The organism is Streptomyces ruber (genome assembly GCF_014648075.1).
GTDB lineage: Bacteria > Actinomycetota > Actinomycetes > Streptomycetales > Streptomycetaceae > Streptomyces > Streptomyces ruber.
In genome coordinates this window covers 337,347-352,972 of sequence record NZ_BMQK01000002.1, presented here as the reverse complement: position 1 = coordinate 352,972, position 15,626 = coordinate 337,347, and the positions used below count along the sequence as shown (strand labels likewise).

The window sequence follows — 15,626 nt, the reverse complement described above, 5'->3', positions numbered from 1 at the left end:
GGCCCCCGGTCTCACTTCGTCGCCCCCCGCATGAAGCCGTTGTAGATGTAGCGCTGCAGGAACAGGAACGCGATCAGCGTCGGCAGGATGACGAGGACCGCGCCCGCCGAGATCACCTCCCAGTGCGCGCCGAACGGCCCCTTGAAACGGAACAGCGACGTCGAGATCACGCCAAGGTCCTCGGAGGGCATGTAGAGGAAGGGGATGTAGAAGTCGTTGTAGACGGTGATCCCCTTCACGATCACGACCGTCGCGATCGCGGGCTTCAGCAGCGGGAAGATGATCTTCCGGTAGATCGTGAAGGCGCCCGCGCCGTCCAGCCGCGCGGCCTCGTCCAGCGAGACGGGGATCGACCGGACGAACTGCAGGAAGATGTAGATCGACACGATGTCGGTGCCCATGTAGAGCAGGACGGGCGCCCAGCGGGTGTCGAACACGCCCATGCTGTTGACGATCTGGAAGGTGGCCACCTGCGTGGTCACCCCGGGCACCAGGGTCGCCACCAGGAAGAGCGCCACCACCAGCCCCCGGAAGCGGAACGTGAAGCGGTCGATCGCGTAGGCGGCCATCGAGCCGATGACCACCGTGCCCGCGATGGCGAAGAGCAGGATGAAGGCCGTGTTGCCGAAGGCCGCGACCATCCGGCCGTCCTGGAACGCGGTGACGTAGTTGGAGAAGTTGAGCAGGTCGTCCGGGAGCGAGAGCGCGCCGCTGTCGTCCGCCATCTCCCGGGGCGTCTTCAGCGAGGTCAGGAAGACGGCGCCGAGCGGCAGCAGCACGACGACGGAGGCGACGGCCAGGGACAGGTGGGTGAGCACGCGGGCCAGGGGTGTCATACGAGATCCACCTTGTCGTCGGGGACGAGCCGGCGCTGCACCCAGGTCACCGCGAGGATGATCAGCAGCAGGACGACCGCGGCGGCCGACGCGAGCCCGGTCTTGTTGAACTGGAAGGCCAGCTTCACCGTCTGGATCACGAAGGTCTCGGTGCCGGTCGCGCCGCCGGTCATGATGTACGGGATCTCGAAGACCGACAGCGAGCCGGAGACCGACAGGATCACGGTGAGGCTCAGCACCGGGCGGATGCCGGGCGCGATGATGTACCGGAACTGCTGCCACCGCCCCGCGCCGTCCAGCTCGGCCGCCTCGTACAGCTCCCCCGGGATCGACTGGACGGCGCCCAGGAACAGCACGAAGTTCAGCCCGAGGTGACGCCAGACCGAGACCCCGGCCAGCGAGACGTTCGCGGACGTCGAGGTGCCGAGCCAGGCGCGGTCGGACTCGTACCCGAAGAGACCGAGCACCGAGTCGAGCGTGCCGCCGTCCTGGAAGAAGTAGAGGAAGACGAACCCGATCGCGACCCCGTTGATCAGGTACGGGAAGAAGATGACGCCCTTGAAGAAGTTGCGGAAGCGGACGTCGAAGCTCAGCACGGTCGCGAAGTAGAGCGCGAGGGCGATCTGCACCACGGAGGCGGCCAGGTAGTAGCCGCTGACCAGGAAGACCTGGAAGAGCTCCGACCTGGTGAAGATGTCGACGTAGTTCCCGGCGCCCGTGAAGCTCAGCTCGGGGCTGACGCCGTCCCAGTCGGTGAAGCTGTAGACGAGCATGTTCGCGACCGGCGCGTAGGTGAACACGATCAGCAGTACCAGCGGTGCGATCAGGAACAGCCACGGAGTGAGCAGTTTCCGCGCCTTCACCGCGTTCGGCAGCCGTTCCATCACGACCCCAGGGACGTGGCCGCCTCGGTCCAGCGCTCGCCGAGCCCGGCGAGGTAGTCGTCGAGCTCGCCGTCCTTCGCGCCGCGGGCCATGTCGACCAGCTCCTGGCGGTAGTCGGGCTGGTAGATGCCGACCTCGGAGGCGTTGTCGATCTCCTTGACCTCACCGCCCCTGCTGTCCTCGGTCTCGATGAACGTCACCCCGGCGGCCTCGTAGTCCTTCAGCACGTCGGGCAGGGCCGCGTCCTTCAGCGGGGAGAGGGCGAGGTTGTCGTCCGCGTAGCCCGACTTCTCGGTGAACCAGTCGATCCAGGCGCGGGCCGCCGGCTTGTTGTCGGAGTGGACGTTGACCGCCTGGTTGTAGTCGGGCGCGACGACCGCGCAGAACGTCCCGTCCTGCTGGGCGGGGAAGGGCATGAAGCCGATGTCGTCGGGGTCGGCGCCGGCCTGCTCGGCGGCCTGCCGGAACTGGATGATCGCCCAGCTCCCGAGCCACTGCGTGGCGATCCCGCCCTTGGCGGTGCGGGGCTTGGACGCCTCCCAGTTGGTGGTGGTCGGGTCCTTCTCGATCAGTCCCTCGCGCACGATGTCGTACAGCAGCTCGTCGGCGACGCGGAGGTCGGCGCCCTCGGCCCAGGGGTCGCCCTCGGCCAGCTTGGTGGTCGCCCCCGTGTCACAGCCGACCGAGCCGTTGACGGTCGTCCACTGGGCCAGCGGCCAGCCCGCCGCGAAGTTGGTGTAGTAGGGGACCGCGTCCGTCTTCGACTTGATCGCCTTCAGTGCGGTGACGAACGCGTCCGGTGTGGTGGGCCAGTCCGTGACTCCGGCCTCTCTCCACACTCTCTTGTTGTAGATGAAGCCCGGGGTGACGCCGATCGGGCTCTGGCCGTAGACCTTGCCGTCGACGGCGGTGTAGTCGGTGAAGCGGTACTTCTCGCTCCGCTCCTCCTCGGTGCCCAGCGAGGCGAAGAACTTCGGGTAGTCGTTCTTCTTGATGACGGCCGGAATCATCAGGACGTCGCCGTAGTCCTCCGTGTTCATCCGGATCTTGACCTCGGCCTCGTAGTCGGTGATGCCCTCGAACTCGACCTTCACCTTCGGGTAGGTCCGGTTGAACGCCTCGGCGTAGCGGTCCATCGTGCCGTCCTGCACGATGTCGGTGCGGTGGGTGAGGACCGTGATGGTTCCGGACACCTTCGACGGGTCGTCGGGCGCCTCGGCGTCGGCGCCCTCGGACGAGGCACCGCCGCCCGTGCAGCCCGCGGCCGCGATCGCGGCGGCGAGCAGTGTCGCGATGAGACCTCGGTGGCTCCTGCGGTGGTTCACGTGCATCAGCTCCGTTCGGGACGGATGAGCACCAGTGGGTGGAAGGGGATGGCTGGTTCGGCACTCTGACAGACCGTCACTGAACCGGTAAAGTCGCGATTTCGCCAAGGGATGCGAGATGTTCCGGGGAGACCCAACGCGAGGGTCGCTCGACCGGTTTAGGGAGTGCGGATGCTGGACGCCACACCGCTCACCGACGGATGGACCCTCGGTCACGAGGGCGGGGCGCTGCCCGCCACGGTGCCGGGCTGTGTGCACACCGACCTGCTGGCGGCCGGGGTGATCCCCGACCCCTTCCTCGGGCGGAACGAGACCGGGGTGGCGTGGGTGGGGCGCCGCGAGTGGACGTACGAGACGGAGCTGACCGCCTCCTCCGGGCACGAGCGGACCGACCTCGTCTTCGACGGCCTCGACACGGCCGCCGAGATCGTGCTGGACGGACGCTCGCTGGGCAAGGTGCGGAACATGCACCGCTCGTACCGCTTCGACGTGACGGGCGTCAGCGGGCGGCTCGCGGTGCGCTTCGCCTCCGCGTACACCGAGGCGGAGGCGGTGCGACAACGGCTCGGCGACCGCCCGAACGCCTACCCCGAGCCCTTCCAGCACATCCGCAAGATGGCCTGCTCCTTCGGCTGGGACTGGGGTCCGACGCTGGTCACGGCCGGGATCTGGCGGCCGGTGCGGCTGGAGCACTGGTCGACGGCCCGGCTCGCCCGGGTGCGCCCGCTGGTCACCGTCGACGGGCGGCACGGACGGGTCGAGCTGCGCGTCGACGTGGAACGCACCCGGGTCGAGGCCGACCTCACGCTGGAGGCGCGGACCGGTGACGTACGGGCGGTCGCGGCCGTCGACGGCACGGGCGGCACCGTACGGCTCGACGTGCCGGACCCGGAGCTGTGGTGGCCGCGCGGGTACGGCGAGCAGCCGCTGTACGACGTGGAGTTGACGCTGCTGCACGGCGACGTGCCGCTCGACACCTGGCGCCGTCGCATCGGCTTCCGCACCGTGGAGCTGGACCGGGGCGCGGACGCGCACGGCAGCGCCTTCACGTTCGCCGTCAACGGGACGCGGCTGTTCGCGCGCGGGGTCAACTGGATACCGGACGACGTGTTCCCGTCCCGGGTCACGCGCGAGCGGTACCGCGAGCGGCTCGCGCAGGCGGCGGACGCGGGCGTGGACCTGGTGCGCGTGTGGGGCGGCGGCATCTACGAGAGCGAGGACTTCTACGACGCGTGCGACGAGCTGGGACTGCTGGTGTGGCAGGACTTCCCGTTCGCGTGCGCGGCCTACCCCGAGGAGCAGCCGCTGCGGGGCGAGGTGGAGGCGGAGGCGCGCGAGAACGTCGTACGGCTGATGCCGCACCCCTCGCTCGTGCTGTGGAACGGCAACAACGAGAACCTGTGGGGCTTCCGCGACTGGGACTGGGAGCGGCGGCTCGCCGGGAAGTCCTGGGGCGAGGGCTACTACCTGGGGCTGCTGCCGCGCGTCGTCGCGGAGCTCGACCCGACACGGCCGTACGCGGCGGGCAGCCCCTGGTCGGGCTCCTGGGACCACCACCCGAACGACCCGGCGCACGGCACGCACCACTCGTGGGAGGTGTGGAACCGGGAGGACTACGCGGAGTACCGGGCGAACGTGCCGCGTTTCGTGGCCGAGTTCGGCTGGCAGGCGCCGCCCGCGTACGCCACGCTGCGGCGCGCGCTGCCCGGTGAGGAGCTCGCGGCCGGCTCCCCCGGGATGCTGCACCACCAGAAGGCCGAGGACGGCAACGGCAAGCTGGAGCGGGGGCTCGCCCGGCACTTCGCCGTGCCCGACGGGACACCCGGTGAGGAGTTCGACCGCTGGCACTACCTGACCCAGGTCAACCAGGCGCGGGCCGTCGCCGCCGGGATCGAGCACTGGCGGTCGAACTGGCCGGTGTGCGCGGGCACGGTCGTGTGGCAGCTCAACGACTGCTGGCCGGTGACCTCCTGGGCGGCGATCGACGGCGACGGGCGCCCGAAGCCGCTGTACCACGAGCTGCGCCGGCTGTACGCGGACCGGTTGCTCACCCTGCGGCCCGGCGGCGACGGTCCACTGCTGGCGGCGGTGAACCAGGCCGCCGAGGTGTGGCGCGGCACGCTGCGGCTGCGCCGGATGTCCGTCGACGGGACCGTGCTGGGCGCGACGACCGTGTCCCTCACCGCCTTCCCGCGCTCGGTCGCCGACCTCCGCGTACCGCGCGACCTGGTGCCCACCGGGCCGAAGGAGTTCCTCGTCGCGGACGCGTGGGGGTCCCCCCGGTCGAGCGGAGCCGAGAGTGGGGGAGCGCTGCGCGCCCTGCACTTCCCGGCGCCGGACAAGGACATCCCCTACCCGCGGCCGGAGTTCGAGGTCTCGGTCACCCCCGGCCCCGTCACCGCCGTCACCGTGACCGCCCGGACGCTGGTGCGGGACCTGCTGCTCCAGGCCGACCGGCTGGCGCCCGGCGCACGCGCCGACACCGGACTGGTCACGCTGCTCCCCGGCGAGCGCGTCACCATCGGCGTGGACGGCTGGCCGCACCCGGACTCGTCCGCCGCGCGGACCGCCCTGTACTGCGTGGAGCCCGCCCTGTGACGACGACACCGCCCTCCCCTGCGCCGCGCGTCACCATCAAGGACGTCGCCGCGCGCGCCGGGGTGTCCAAGGGGGCGGTGTCGCTCGCCTTCAACCACCGGCCTGGGCTGTCCGAGGCCACCCGGGACCGGATCTTCGCGGCCGCGCGGGAGCTGGGCTGGGCGCCCAATCCGACCGCGCGGTCACTGGCCGGGCGGCGGGTGGACGTGGTCGGCCTGGCGATCTGCCGGCCGGCGCGGCTGCTCGGGCTCGAACCCTTCTACATGGAGTTCGTGTCGGGCGTGGAGAGCGTGCTGACCGAGCGCTCGTGCTCCCTGCTGCTGCGGCTGGTACGGGACCTGGACGAGGAGGTGGCCCTGCTGGACGCGTGGTGGAAGGCCAAGCAGGTCGGCGGCTCGATCCTGGTCGACTTCCACGCGGGCGACCCACGGGTGCCGGCCGTCGAACGGTCCGGGATGCCGGTCGTGGCCGTCGGGCACCCGTCCCTGACCGGCTCCCTCACCTCCGTGTGGACCGACGACGCGACCGCCGTCACGGAGGCGGTGCGCTACCTCGCGGCGCTCGGGCACCGGCGGATCGCGCGGGTGGGCGGGGCGGCGGCCTTCGGGCACACCTCGATCCGTACGGCGGCGTTCGACGAGGCCGCGCGGGCGCTGGGGCTGGCCGGGGCGCAGATGGCGACCGACTTCTCGGGCGGGGCGGGGGCGCGGGCGACGAGGTCGCTGCTCAGCGCCTCGGGCGAGGACCGGCCGACGGCGATCGTGTACGACAACGACATCATGGCGGTGGCCGGTCTCTCCGTGGCGGCGGAGATGGGGCTGCGGGTCCCGGCCGACGTGTCCCTGCTGGCGTGGGACGACTCCCAGCTGTGCCGGCTGACGCATCCGCGGCTGTCCGCGATGAGCCATGACGTGCACGGGTTCGGGGCCGAGGTGGCGCGGACGCTGTTCGAGGTGATCACGGGCAGGGGCGGCGGGTCGCATCCGGTGCCCACTCCGGTGCTGACGCCGCGGGGGTCGACGGCGCCGCCCCGGGGGGCCGGCCACGTGTGACGTTCACCGCTGCGGCCAGGGGGACTGGGCAGCATGGTTACCCACAAGTAGCATGGGGCCTGAGCGTGCGCTCAGCGCATCGCGGCAGTGCCGTCCCGCACCTGGAGGAGAGCCATCGTGCCTCGTACCGTCAGGGACGTCGTCTTCGTGGACGGCGTCCGCACCCCGTTCGGCAAGGCGGGCCCGAAGGGCGTCTACCACGAGACCCGGGCCGACGACCTCGTCGTGAAGGCGATCCGGGAGCTGCTGCGCCGCAACCCCGGTCTCGACCCGAAGAAGGTCGACGAGGTCGCCATCGCCGCCACCACCCAGATCGGCGACCAGGGCCTGACCATCGGCCGCACCGCGGGCATCCTCGCGGGCCTGCCGACCTCGGTCCCCGGCTACTCGATCGACCGCATGTGCGCGGGCGCGCTGACCGCCGTGACCACGGTGGCCGGCTCCGTCGCCTTCGGCGCGTACGACGTCGCCGTGGCGGGCGGTGTCGAGCACATGGGCCGCCACCCGATGGGCGAGGGCGTCGACCCCAACCCGCGCTTCGTCAGCGAGAAGCTGGTCGACGAGTCGGCCCTGTTCATGGGCATGACCGCGGAGAACCTGCACGACCGCTACCCGACGATCACCAAGCGGCGCGCCGACGAGTACGCCGTGCGCTCCCAGGAGAAGGCCGCCAAGGCGTACGCCGACGGCAAGATCCAGGCCGACCTGGTGCCGGTGTCCGTGCGCCGTACGACCCCGGAGGGCGGCGAGACGGGCTGGGGCCTGGTCACCGCCGACGAGCCGATGCGCCCGGGTACGACGCTGGAGGGCCTCGCGACCCTGAAGACGCCGTTCCGCGTGCACGGCCGGGTCACGGCCGGCAACTCCGCCGGTCTGAACGACGGCGCCACCGCCTCGCTCATCGCCTCCGAGGACTTCGCCCGCGAGAACGGGCTGCCGGTCAAGATGCGCCTGGTCTCCTACGCCTTCGCGGGCGTCGAGCCGGAGGTCATGGGCTACGGCCCGATCCCGGCGACGGAGAAGGCCCTGGCCCAGGCCGGCCTGTCGATCGGGGACATCGGCCTCTTCGAGATCAACGAGGCCTTCGCCGTGCAGGTCCTGGCCTTCCTGGAGCACTACGGCATCGCGGACGACGACCCGCGCGTCAACCAGTACGGCGGCGCCATCGCCTTCGGCCACCCGCTGGCCTCCTCCGGCGTACGGCTGATGACGCAGCTGGCCCGGCAGTTCGAGGACCAGCCCGAGGTCCGCTACGGCGTGACCACCATGTGCGTCGGCTTCGGCATGGGCGCGACCGTCGTCTGGGAGAACCCGCACTTCGAGGGGGACAAGTGAGCACCACCGCCGAACTGTTGAAGGGCGCGGCCGAGCTGTTCCCGGACGAGGTCGTGACGACGGCGCACGTACGCCACTTCGACCTTCCCCTGGGTGCGGGCCGTTTCGCCCTGATCACCCTCGACAACGGTCACGACCACAAGAAGCCGACCACCTTCGGTCCCCAGTCGCTCGCGAACCTCAACACCGCGATCGACCAGGTGGAGAAGGAGGCCGCGGACGGCGAGATCGTCGGCGTCGGCATCACCGGCAAGCCGTTCGTCTTCGCGGTCGGCGCCGACCTCAAGGGCGTCGAGCTGCTGAAGCGGCACGAGGACGCGGTCGCGATCGGCAAGGGCGGCCACGACGTCTTCAAGCGCCTGGCGCACCTCGCCGTCCCGACCTTCGCGTACTACAACGGCGCGGCCATGGGCGGCGGCGTCGAGGTCGGCCTGCACTGCTCGTACCGCACGGTGTCGACGGCCGTCCCGGCGTTCTCGCTCCCCGAGGTCTTCCTCGGCCTGGTCCCCGGCTGGGGCGGCTGCACCCTGCTGCCGAACCTGATCGGCGCCGACAAGGCCGTCTCGGTGATCATCGAGAACTCGCTCAACCAGAACAAGCAGCTCAAGGGCGCCCAGGTCTACGAGCTCGGCATCGCGGACGCGATCTTCGAGGGCGCCGACTTCCTGGAGCAGTCCCTCGCCTGGACGGCGGCCGTCCTCAAGGGCGAGATCGTGGTCGAGCGCCCGGCGGTCGACCGCGGCGAGGCCTGGGACGAGGCGGTGGCGCGCGGCCGGTTCGTCGCCGACGGCAAGGTGCACGGTGCGGCCCCGGCCGCCTACCGCGCGCTCGACATCATCGCCGCCGCGAAGAACGGCGACCTCCAGCAGGGGTACGACGCCGAGGACCAGGCCCTCGCCGACCTGATCATGAGCGGTGAACTGCGCGCGGGCCTCTACGCGTTCAACCTCGTGCAGAAGCGCGGCAAGCGTCCCGCGGGCGCCCCGGACAAGTCCCTCGCGCGCCCGGTGACGAAGGTCGGCGTGGTCGGCGCGGGCCTGATGGCCTCGCAGCTCGCCCTGCTCTTCCTGCGCCGCCTGGAGGTGCCGGTCGTCCTGACCGACATCGACCAGGAGCGCGTCGACAAGGGTGTGGGCTACGTCCACGCCGAGATCGACAAGCTGCTCGGCAAGGGCCGCATCAACCAGGACAAGGCCAACCGGCTGAAGGCGCTGGTGAGCGGTGTCCTGGACAAGGCGGAGGGCTTCTCCGACGCGGACTTCGTGATCGAGGCCGTCTTCGAGGAGATCGGCGTCAAGCAGCAGGTGTTCGCGGAGGTCGAGGCGGTCGCCCCGGCGCACGCGATCCTCGCCACGAACACGTCCTCCCTCTCGGTCACCGAGATGGCGTCGAAGCTGAAGCACCCCGAGCGGGTCGTCGGCTTCCACTTCTTCAACCCGGTCGCGGTGCTCCCGCTGCTGGAGATCGTCCGCGGTGAGCGGACCGACGACGCCGCGCTGGCCACGGCGTTCGCCGTGGCCAAGAAGCTGAAGAAGACCGCGGTCCTGGTGAAGGACGCCCCGGCGTTCGTCGTCAACCGCATCCTCACCCGCTTCATGGGCGAGATCCAGACCGTGATCGACGAGGGCACCCCGGTGGACGTCGCGGAGCGCGCGGTCGAGCCGCTCGGCCTGCCGATGTCCCCGCTGGTCCTGCTGGAGCTGGTCGGCCCGGCGATCGGTCTGCACGTCTCCGAGACCCTCAACGGCGCGTTCCCGGACCGCTTCACGGTCTCCGAGAACCTGCGCTCCGTCGTGCAGGCCGGCAAGCGCGGCTTCTACGTGTACGACTCCGGCAAGCCGGAGCTGGACCCGGAGGTCGCGGCGCTGCTCCGGCAGGGCGACACCGTCCTGACCGAGGAGCAGGTGCGGGCCCGGGTGCTGGACGCGGTGGCCCAGGAGATCGGCCTCATGCTCGACGAGGGCGTGGTGGCCGAGGCTCAGGACATCGACCTGTGCCTGATCACGGGCGCGGGCTGGCCGTTCCACCTGGGCGGCATCACGCCGTACCTGGACCGTGAGGGCGTCAGCGAGCGGGTGAACGGCAAGCGGTTCCTGGAGCCGGGCGTGGCGAGCGTCCCGGCGTAACCCCTGGCGTTCCTCGCCGACCGGCGCGGAGGGCGGGCCGTACGACGGCCCGCCCTCCGTGCTTCCGCGGGGCCTCCGTGGCTCAGATCTCCTGCCACGCCCGGAGCGCCAGGCCCGGTTCGTCCTTGCGCCGGCTGAGCAGGAAGGTTCCTGTGGACGGGGAGACCGTGGCCGCGACGGGCTCGTCGTGCTCGTCCAGGGCGAGGGAGACCGTGGCGTCGGCGGGCAGCGGGGGGCCGGACTCGGTCCACCAGGCACCGGCCGACTCCTGCTCGGTGGGGTACGCGGCGAAGGCGACCCGGCCGTTCTCCGTCCGCTGGGCGAGGACCGTGCAGTCGGTGCCCTCGATGTCGCAGCGTACGGCGGAGACCGGGCCGGGACCGGCGGCGGGCAGCAGCGGCACCGGATCGCCCTGGCCCGGGCGCCAGGCGCACACCGTGCCGTCGGCGTCGGTGAAGAAGAGCGTGGTGTGCTCCTCGGAGGTGGCCAGTGCGTACAGGGTGCCGGGCCGGACGGCCGCCTCGGCGTCCGGCGACCGCACCGGCTGCGTGCCCGGCTTCTCCCTGCGCCAGTGCAGGAGCCCGCCGAGGACGGACGCGTACACCTCGACGACCCGTCCCGACCGGCCCGCCACGGCGGTGAGTTGCTCCTGGACGCCCTCTCCCCCGAGTTCGCGCCACGCGTCCCAGCCGCCCTTCTCCCGCTGCCCCAGCAGGCTCACCCCGCCGCTGCCGTTGCGGACGAAGACCTGTGCGCGGCCCCAGACGTCGACGGCGACGGCCGGTGTCCCCGTGCGTTCGCCCTTGCCGTCGGGGTGGCCGACGGGCTTCCAGTCCAGGGCGGCGAGGCGCGGCCGGAAGTGCGTCGAGTGCACCAGGCCGGCCTGGCCGGACCCGGTGGGCCGCCAGGCGACCAGATGGGCGTAGCCGTTGGCGCCCTGCCCGATGGCCGGTCGCATCAGCACCTTCTGGTCGCCGCCGAGCCTGCGGGGTGCCTCCCAGGGGCCGCCGTCGGCGAGCTCCGCACGGCACAGGACGGCGTCGTCCGAGGGGAGGTAGACAGTCAGGCGGCCGTCACGGCCGCGGAGGAGCCAGTCTCCGTTCACCGTTCAACCCTAAGCAACCGTGCGCGCGTACGGTACGCGGGCTCGGCTCGGCGGTCCTTCGTGCCACCCTGGCCCCATGGACGACACCGACGCCCCGCTCGTGATCATCGACGCCGCCAACGTCGTCGGCTCCGTGCCCGACGGCTGGTGGCGCGACCGGCGCGGAGCGGCGGAGCGGCTGCGGGACCGGCTCGCCCGGGACGGCGTGCCGGAGATCCACGGCTCCCCCGACATCGCTCTCGTGGTCGAGGGAGCGGCCCGCGGGGTGGCGGCCGTCCCGGGGGTGCGCGTCGTCGGGGCGCCCGGCAGCGGGGACGACCGGATCGTCGAGCTCGTCGCCGAGGCCGGCGGCCGGTCCGTGATCGTCGTGACGGCCGACCGTGAGCTGCGGCGCAGGGTCCGGGAGCTGGGTGCGGACGTACGGGGTCCCCGGGCCGTGCGCGGCGACGGCTGAGGCCGTCACCCGGCGCCGGGCCCCGGCCGCCGTCCCGCCTCGCCCGCCGCCGGCTGCGCCTGCCGCGCCAGCCGGCTGTGCGTACGCCCGTACAGGAAGTAGACGACGACGCCCAGGGCCATCCAGACCACGAAGCGGATCCAGGTCTCGGCGGGCAGGTTCAGCATCAGCCACAGGGAGGCCAGGACGGAGACGATCGGCAGTACGGGCACCCACGGGGTGCGGAAGGCGCGGGGCAGGTCCGGGCGGGTCCGGCGGAGGATCAGCACGCTGATCGCGACGACCATGAAGGCGAACAGCGTGCCGATGTTCACGAGCTCGGCGAGCTCGCTGAGGCTCGTGAAGCCCGCGACGACCGCGATGACCACGCCGAGCAGGACGGTCGGCCGGTGCGGGGTCTTGAACCGGGGGTGGACGTGGGAGAAGAAGCGCGGCAGCAGCCCGTCCCGGCTCATCGCGAAGAAGACGCGGGTCTGGCCCAGCAGCAGGATCATGCAGACCGTCGTCAGACCCACCGCCGCGCCGAAGCTGATGATGCCCGCGAAGGCGGGGTGCCCGGTGGCCTTGAACGCGTCGGCGAGCGGGGCGTCCACGGAGAGCTGTGAGTAGTTCTGCATGCCGGTGACCACGATCGACACGGCGACGTACAGGGCGGTGCAGATGAACAGGGAGCCCAGGATGCCGCGCGGCATGTCCCGCTGCGGGTTCCTGGTCTCCTCGGCGGCCGTGGCGACGATGTCGAAGCCGATGAAGGCGAAGAAGACGATCGAGGCGGCGGTGAAGATGCCCATCACGCCGAAGTTGGCGGGTGCCCAGCCGACGAGCAGCTGGATCAGCGGGGCGTGCAGGGAGCCGCCCGCCTCCTGCGGCTCCGACGGCGGGATGAACGGCTGGTAGTTGGCGCCCTTGACGAAGAAGGCGCCCGCGATGATCACGACGAGGACGACGGCCACCTTGATGGCGACGACGACCTGGGTGACCCGGGCCGACAGCTTCATGCCGAGGACCAGGATGCCGGTGAGGACCAGGACCAGGGCGGCTGCCAGGATGTCGAACCCGAAGCCGTCGGCGCCGTCCCGTCCGGCGAGCGCGGCGGGCAGTTCCCAGCCGGCGCCTGCCAGCAGCGAGTGGATGTAGCCCGACCAGCCGACGGCGACCACCGCCGTGCCGAGCGCGAACTCCAGGACCAGGTCCCAGCCGATGATCCAGGCGGGCAGCTCGCCGAGCGAGGCGTACGCGAAGGTGTACGCGGAGCCGGCGACCGGGACGGTGGAGGCGAACTCGGCGTAGCAGAGCGCGGCGAGCGCGCAGACGACCCCGGCGACGACGAAGGACAGGGCGACGGCCGGGCCCGCGTTGTTCTTGGCGACGGTGCCGGTGAGCACGAAGATGCCGGTGCCGATGACGACACCGACGCCGAAGACGGTGAGGTCGAGGGCGGACAGTGATCTCTTCAGCGCGTGTTCCGGCTCCTCGGTGTCCTGGATCGACTGCTCGACCTTCTTCGTCCGGAAGAGGGTGCTGCTCACCTGCTGCCTCCCGTGCTGCGTAGTCCCCGACATGTTCCGGAGGGGCTTACTGCCTATGCCCCACGCCGGGGCACGTCACGCGAATGGGCCGGTTTCCCCACCGTAAAGAGGGGGGAAACCGGCCCATTCGGATCAGCAGCCCCGGGCTGCGAGACGGCGCGGCCAGAACCTACAACTACCCACGCCCACAGGTGAGTTGAGATGCGAGGAAGCCACACCGGGGGGAACGAGGTGACTGAGACCGCCGGGAGCGATCGCATCGAGAGCACACGCGAGAGGGGTCACGCGCGCGGCCGACGCCCTACCCGAACACCGGAACGGGCCCTCGGACGAGGGCCCGTTCCCACGCGGTGACCATGCCCCGACGGGAGCGCGGCCGGTAGCCGGTCAGTCGCGGGCGGGCTCCACCGAGTCGACCGTCTCGGCGGCGGTCCGGGCGGCGGGAGTGGTGCCGTTCGCGCGCAGCCGGGTCGAGGGCAGGCCGTCGAGCTGGGAGACCAGGCCGGTGACCTGGCGGGCGATGTCCGGGGCGGTCAGGCCGATCTCGGTCATCACCTCGGCGCGCGAGGCGTGGTCCAGGAAGCGCGGCGGGATGCCGAAGTCGCGCAGGGGTACGTCGACGCCCGCGTCGCGCAGGGCCTGGGCGATCGCCGAGCCGACACCGCCGACGCGGCTGTTGTCCTCGACGGTGACGACCACGCGGTGCTTCTCCGCGAGCGGGGCCAGGGCCTCGTCGACCGGCTTGACCCAGCGCGGGTCGACGACGGTGGTCGAGATGCCCTGCTGGTCGAGGAGGTTCGCGATCTCCAGGCACATCGGGGCGAGGGCGCCCACGGAGACGAGCAGCACGTCCGGGGTGTCCGTGCCCGGCTCGCGCAGCACGTCCATGCCGCCGACACGGCCCACGGCGGGCACGGCGGGGCCGACGGCGCCCTTGGAGAAACGGACCACGGTCGGGGCGTCCGTCACCTCGACGGCCTCGCGGAGCTGGGCGCGGACCTGGTCGGCGTCGCGCGGCGCGGCGAGCCTGAGGCCGGGGACGACCTGGAGGATCGACATGTCCCACATGCCGTTGTGGGAGGCGCCGTCGGTGCCGGTGATGCCCGCCCGGTCCAGGACGAACGTCACGCCGCACTTGTGCAGGGCGACGTCCATGAGCACCTGGTCGAAGGCGCGGTTGAGGAAGGTGGCGTACACGGCGAAGACGGGGTGCAGGCCGCCGTGCGCGAGCCCCGCGGCCGAGACCGCGCCGTGCTGCTCGGCGATGCCGACGTCGAAGACCCGCTCGGGGAACCGCTTGGCGAACCGGTCCAGGCCGACCGGCTGGAGCATGGCGGCGGTGATGGCGACGACGTCCTCGCGCTCCTCGCCGAGCTTCACCATCTCCTCGCCGAAGACGGAGGTCCAGTCGGCGCCGGAGGTCTTGATCGGCAGACCGGTGTCCGGGTGGATCTTGCCCACCGCGTGGAACCGGTCCGCCTCGTCCTGGAGGGCCGGCTGGTAGCCGCGGCCCTTCTCGGTGAGGCAGTGCACGATGACCGGGCCGCCGAAGCGCTTGGCGCGGGCGAGCGCCGACTCCAGGGCCTCGATGTCGTGGCCGTCGATCGGGCCGACGTACTTCAGGCCCAGGTCCTCGAACATGCCCTGCGGGGCGATGAAGTCCTTCAGGCCCTTCTTGGCGCCGTGCAGGGTCTCGTACAGCGGCTTGCCGACGACCGGGGTGCGGTCCAGGAGGTCCTTGGTACGGGCCAGGAAGCGCTCGTAGCCGTCGGTGGTGCGCAGGGTGGCGAGGTGGTTGGCGAGGCCGCCGATGGTGGGGGCGTAGGAGCGCTCGTTGTCGTTCACGACGATGACGAGGGGGCGGTCCTTGGCCTCGGCGATGTTGTTCAGCGCCTCCCAGGCCATGCCGCCGGTGAGGGCGCCGTCACCGATGACGGCGACCACGTGGTCGTCGCGTTTGCGCAGCTCGTTGGCCTTCGCCAGGCCGTCGGCCCAGCCGAGGACCGTGGAGGCGTGCGAGTTCTCGATGACGTCGTGCTCGGACTCCGCCTGCGAGGGGTAGCCGGACAGGCCGCCCTTCATCTTCAGCTTCGAGAAGTCCTGGCGGCCGGTGAGCAGCTTGTGGACGTAGGACTGGTGGCCCGTGTCCCACAGCACCTTGTCCTTCGGCGACTCGAAGACGCGGTGGAGCGCGATGGTGAGCTCCACCACACCGAGATTCGGGCCGAGGTGGCCGCCGGTCTTGGACACCGCGTCGACCAGGAAGGTCCGGATCTCCTCTGCCAGCTGGTTCAGCTCCTCCAGGCTGAGTCGGTCCAGATCGCGCGGTCCCCTGATGCGGGTCAGCAGCGGCACCCGTGCCTCCTTGCAGTAGAGCTGATC

11 protein-coding genes are annotated in these 15,626 nt (G+C 71.4%); 5 read left to right on the top strand and 6 right to left on the bottom strand.

Annotated features, from left to right (window positions below; translation table 11 throughout):
* Nucleotides 1–11: 11 nt before the first annotated feature.
* From IEZ04_RS06065 to IEZ04_RS06055, 3 genes are read right to left on the bottom strand one after another with little or no spacing between them, the layout of a single operon-like run.
* The gene (locus tag IEZ04_RS06065) at nucleotides 12–836 is read right to left on the bottom strand and encodes a carbohydrate ABC transporter permease (RefSeq protein ID WP_189215634.1); all 825 of its coding nucleotides are present in this window, start codon (nucleotides 834–836) and stop codon (nucleotides 12–14) included.
* The gene (locus tag IEZ04_RS06060) at nucleotides 833–1,720 is read right to left on the bottom strand and encodes a carbohydrate ABC transporter permease (protein WP_189215633.1); all 888 of its coding nucleotides are present in this window, start codon (nucleotides 1,718–1,720) and stop codon (nucleotides 833–835) included. Before IEZ04_RS06060 ends, IEZ04_RS06065 begins: the two co-directional genes overlap by 4 nt.
* Nucleotides 1,720–3,051, bottom strand: coding sequence for an ABC transporter substrate-binding protein (locus tag IEZ04_RS06055; protein ID WP_189215632.1), 1,332 nt, complete (start codon nucleotides 3,049–3,051; stop codon nucleotides 1,720–1,722). The genes IEZ04_RS06060 and IEZ04_RS06055 overlap by 1 nt, the downstream gene beginning before the upstream one ends.
* Before the next feature lie 165 nt (nucleotides 3,052–3,216).
* On the opposite strand from IEZ04_RS06055, the gene IEZ04_RS06050 reads away from it, so the two are divergent.
* The 4 genes from IEZ04_RS06050 to IEZ04_RS06035 all read left to right on the top strand — a co-directional run bounded on the left by IEZ04_RS06050 (nucleotide 3,217) and on the right by IEZ04_RS06035 (nucleotide 10,156).
* Entirely contained in the window at nucleotides 3,217–5,643 is a 2,427-nt protein-coding gene (locus tag IEZ04_RS06050) for a glycoside hydrolase family 2 protein (protein ID WP_189215631.1), read from the top strand.
* Nucleotides 5,640–6,695 carry a LacI family DNA-binding transcriptional regulator gene (locus IEZ04_RS06045; RefSeq protein WP_189215630.1) on the top strand — a complete coding sequence of 352 codons (1,056 nt, stop codon included), beginning with the start codon at nucleotides 5,640–5,642 and terminating at the stop codon, nucleotides 6,693–6,695. Before IEZ04_RS06050 ends, IEZ04_RS06045 begins: the two co-directional genes overlap by 4 nt.
* Nucleotides 6,696–6,812: 117 nt before the next feature.
* Entirely contained in the window at nucleotides 6,813–8,030 is a 1,218-nt protein-coding gene (locus IEZ04_RS06040) for a thiolase family protein (protein WP_189215629.1), read from the top strand.
* Complete coding sequence (locus IEZ04_RS06035) at nucleotides 8,027–10,156, top strand: 3-hydroxyacyl-CoA dehydrogenase NAD-binding domain-containing protein (RefSeq protein WP_189215628.1); 2,130 nt, start codon at nucleotides 8,027–8,029, stop codon at nucleotides 10,154–10,156. The genes IEZ04_RS06040 and IEZ04_RS06035 overlap by 4 nt, the downstream gene beginning before the upstream one ends.
* An 82-nt stretch (nucleotides 10,157–10,238) precedes the next feature.
* Here IEZ04_RS06035 and IEZ04_RS06030 read toward each other — a convergent pair whose 3' ends face one another.
* Complete coding sequence (locus tag IEZ04_RS06030; protein WP_189215627.1) at nucleotides 10,239–11,261, bottom strand: PLL family lectin; 1,023 nt, start codon at nucleotides 11,259–11,261, stop codon at nucleotides 10,239–10,241.
* A gap of 76 nt (nucleotides 11,262–11,337) precedes the next feature.
* Between IEZ04_RS06030 and IEZ04_RS06025 the strand changes: the two genes are divergently transcribed.
* Nucleotides 11,338–11,715 carry an NTP pyrophosphohydrolase gene (locus IEZ04_RS06025; RefSeq protein ID WP_189215626.1) on the top strand — a complete coding sequence of 126 codons (378 nt, stop codon included), beginning with the start codon at nucleotides 11,338–11,340 and terminating at the stop codon, nucleotides 11,713–11,715.
* A gap of 5 nt (nucleotides 11,716–11,720) precedes the next feature.
* Here the strand turns inward: IEZ04_RS06025 and IEZ04_RS06020 are convergent, their stop codons facing one another.
* Together IEZ04_RS06020 and dxs are read right to left on the bottom strand one after the other, a co-directional pair.
* Entirely contained in the window at nucleotides 11,721–13,244 is a 1,524-nt protein-coding gene (locus tag IEZ04_RS06020) for an amino acid permease (protein WP_189215625.1), read from the bottom strand.
* A 387-nt stretch (nucleotides 13,245–13,631) separates the two neighbouring features.
* Complete coding sequence (gene dxs / locus IEZ04_RS06015; protein WP_189215624.1) at nucleotides 13,632–15,599, bottom strand: 1-deoxy-D-xylulose-5-phosphate synthase; 1,968 nt, start codon at nucleotides 15,597–15,599, stop codon at nucleotides 13,632–13,634.
* Between the last annotated feature and the right edge of the window lie 27 nt (nucleotides 15,600–15,626).

What these genes read in the sequence shown, in the direction of transcription:
- IEZ04_RS06065 (WP_189215634.1), bottom strand. Translation starts at nt 836, where the DNA reads ATGACACCCCTGGCCCGCGTGCTCACCCACCTGTCCCTGGCCGTCGCC.
- IEZ04_RS06060 (WP_189215633.1), bottom strand. Translation starts at nt 1,720, where the DNA reads ATGGAACGGCTGCCGAACGCGGTGAAGGCGCGGAAACTGCTCACTCCG.
- IEZ04_RS06055 (WP_189215632.1), bottom strand. Translation starts at nt 3,051, where the DNA reads ATGCACGTGAACCACCGCAGGAGCCACCGAGGTCTCATCGCGACACTG.
- IEZ04_RS06050 (WP_189215631.1), top strand. Translation starts at nt 3,217, where the DNA reads ATGCTGGACGCCACACCGCTCACCGACGGATGGACCCTCGGTCACGAG.
- IEZ04_RS06025 (WP_189215626.1), top strand. Translation starts at nt 11,338, where the DNA reads ATGGACGACACCGACGCCCCGCTCGTGATCATCGACGCCGCCAACGTC.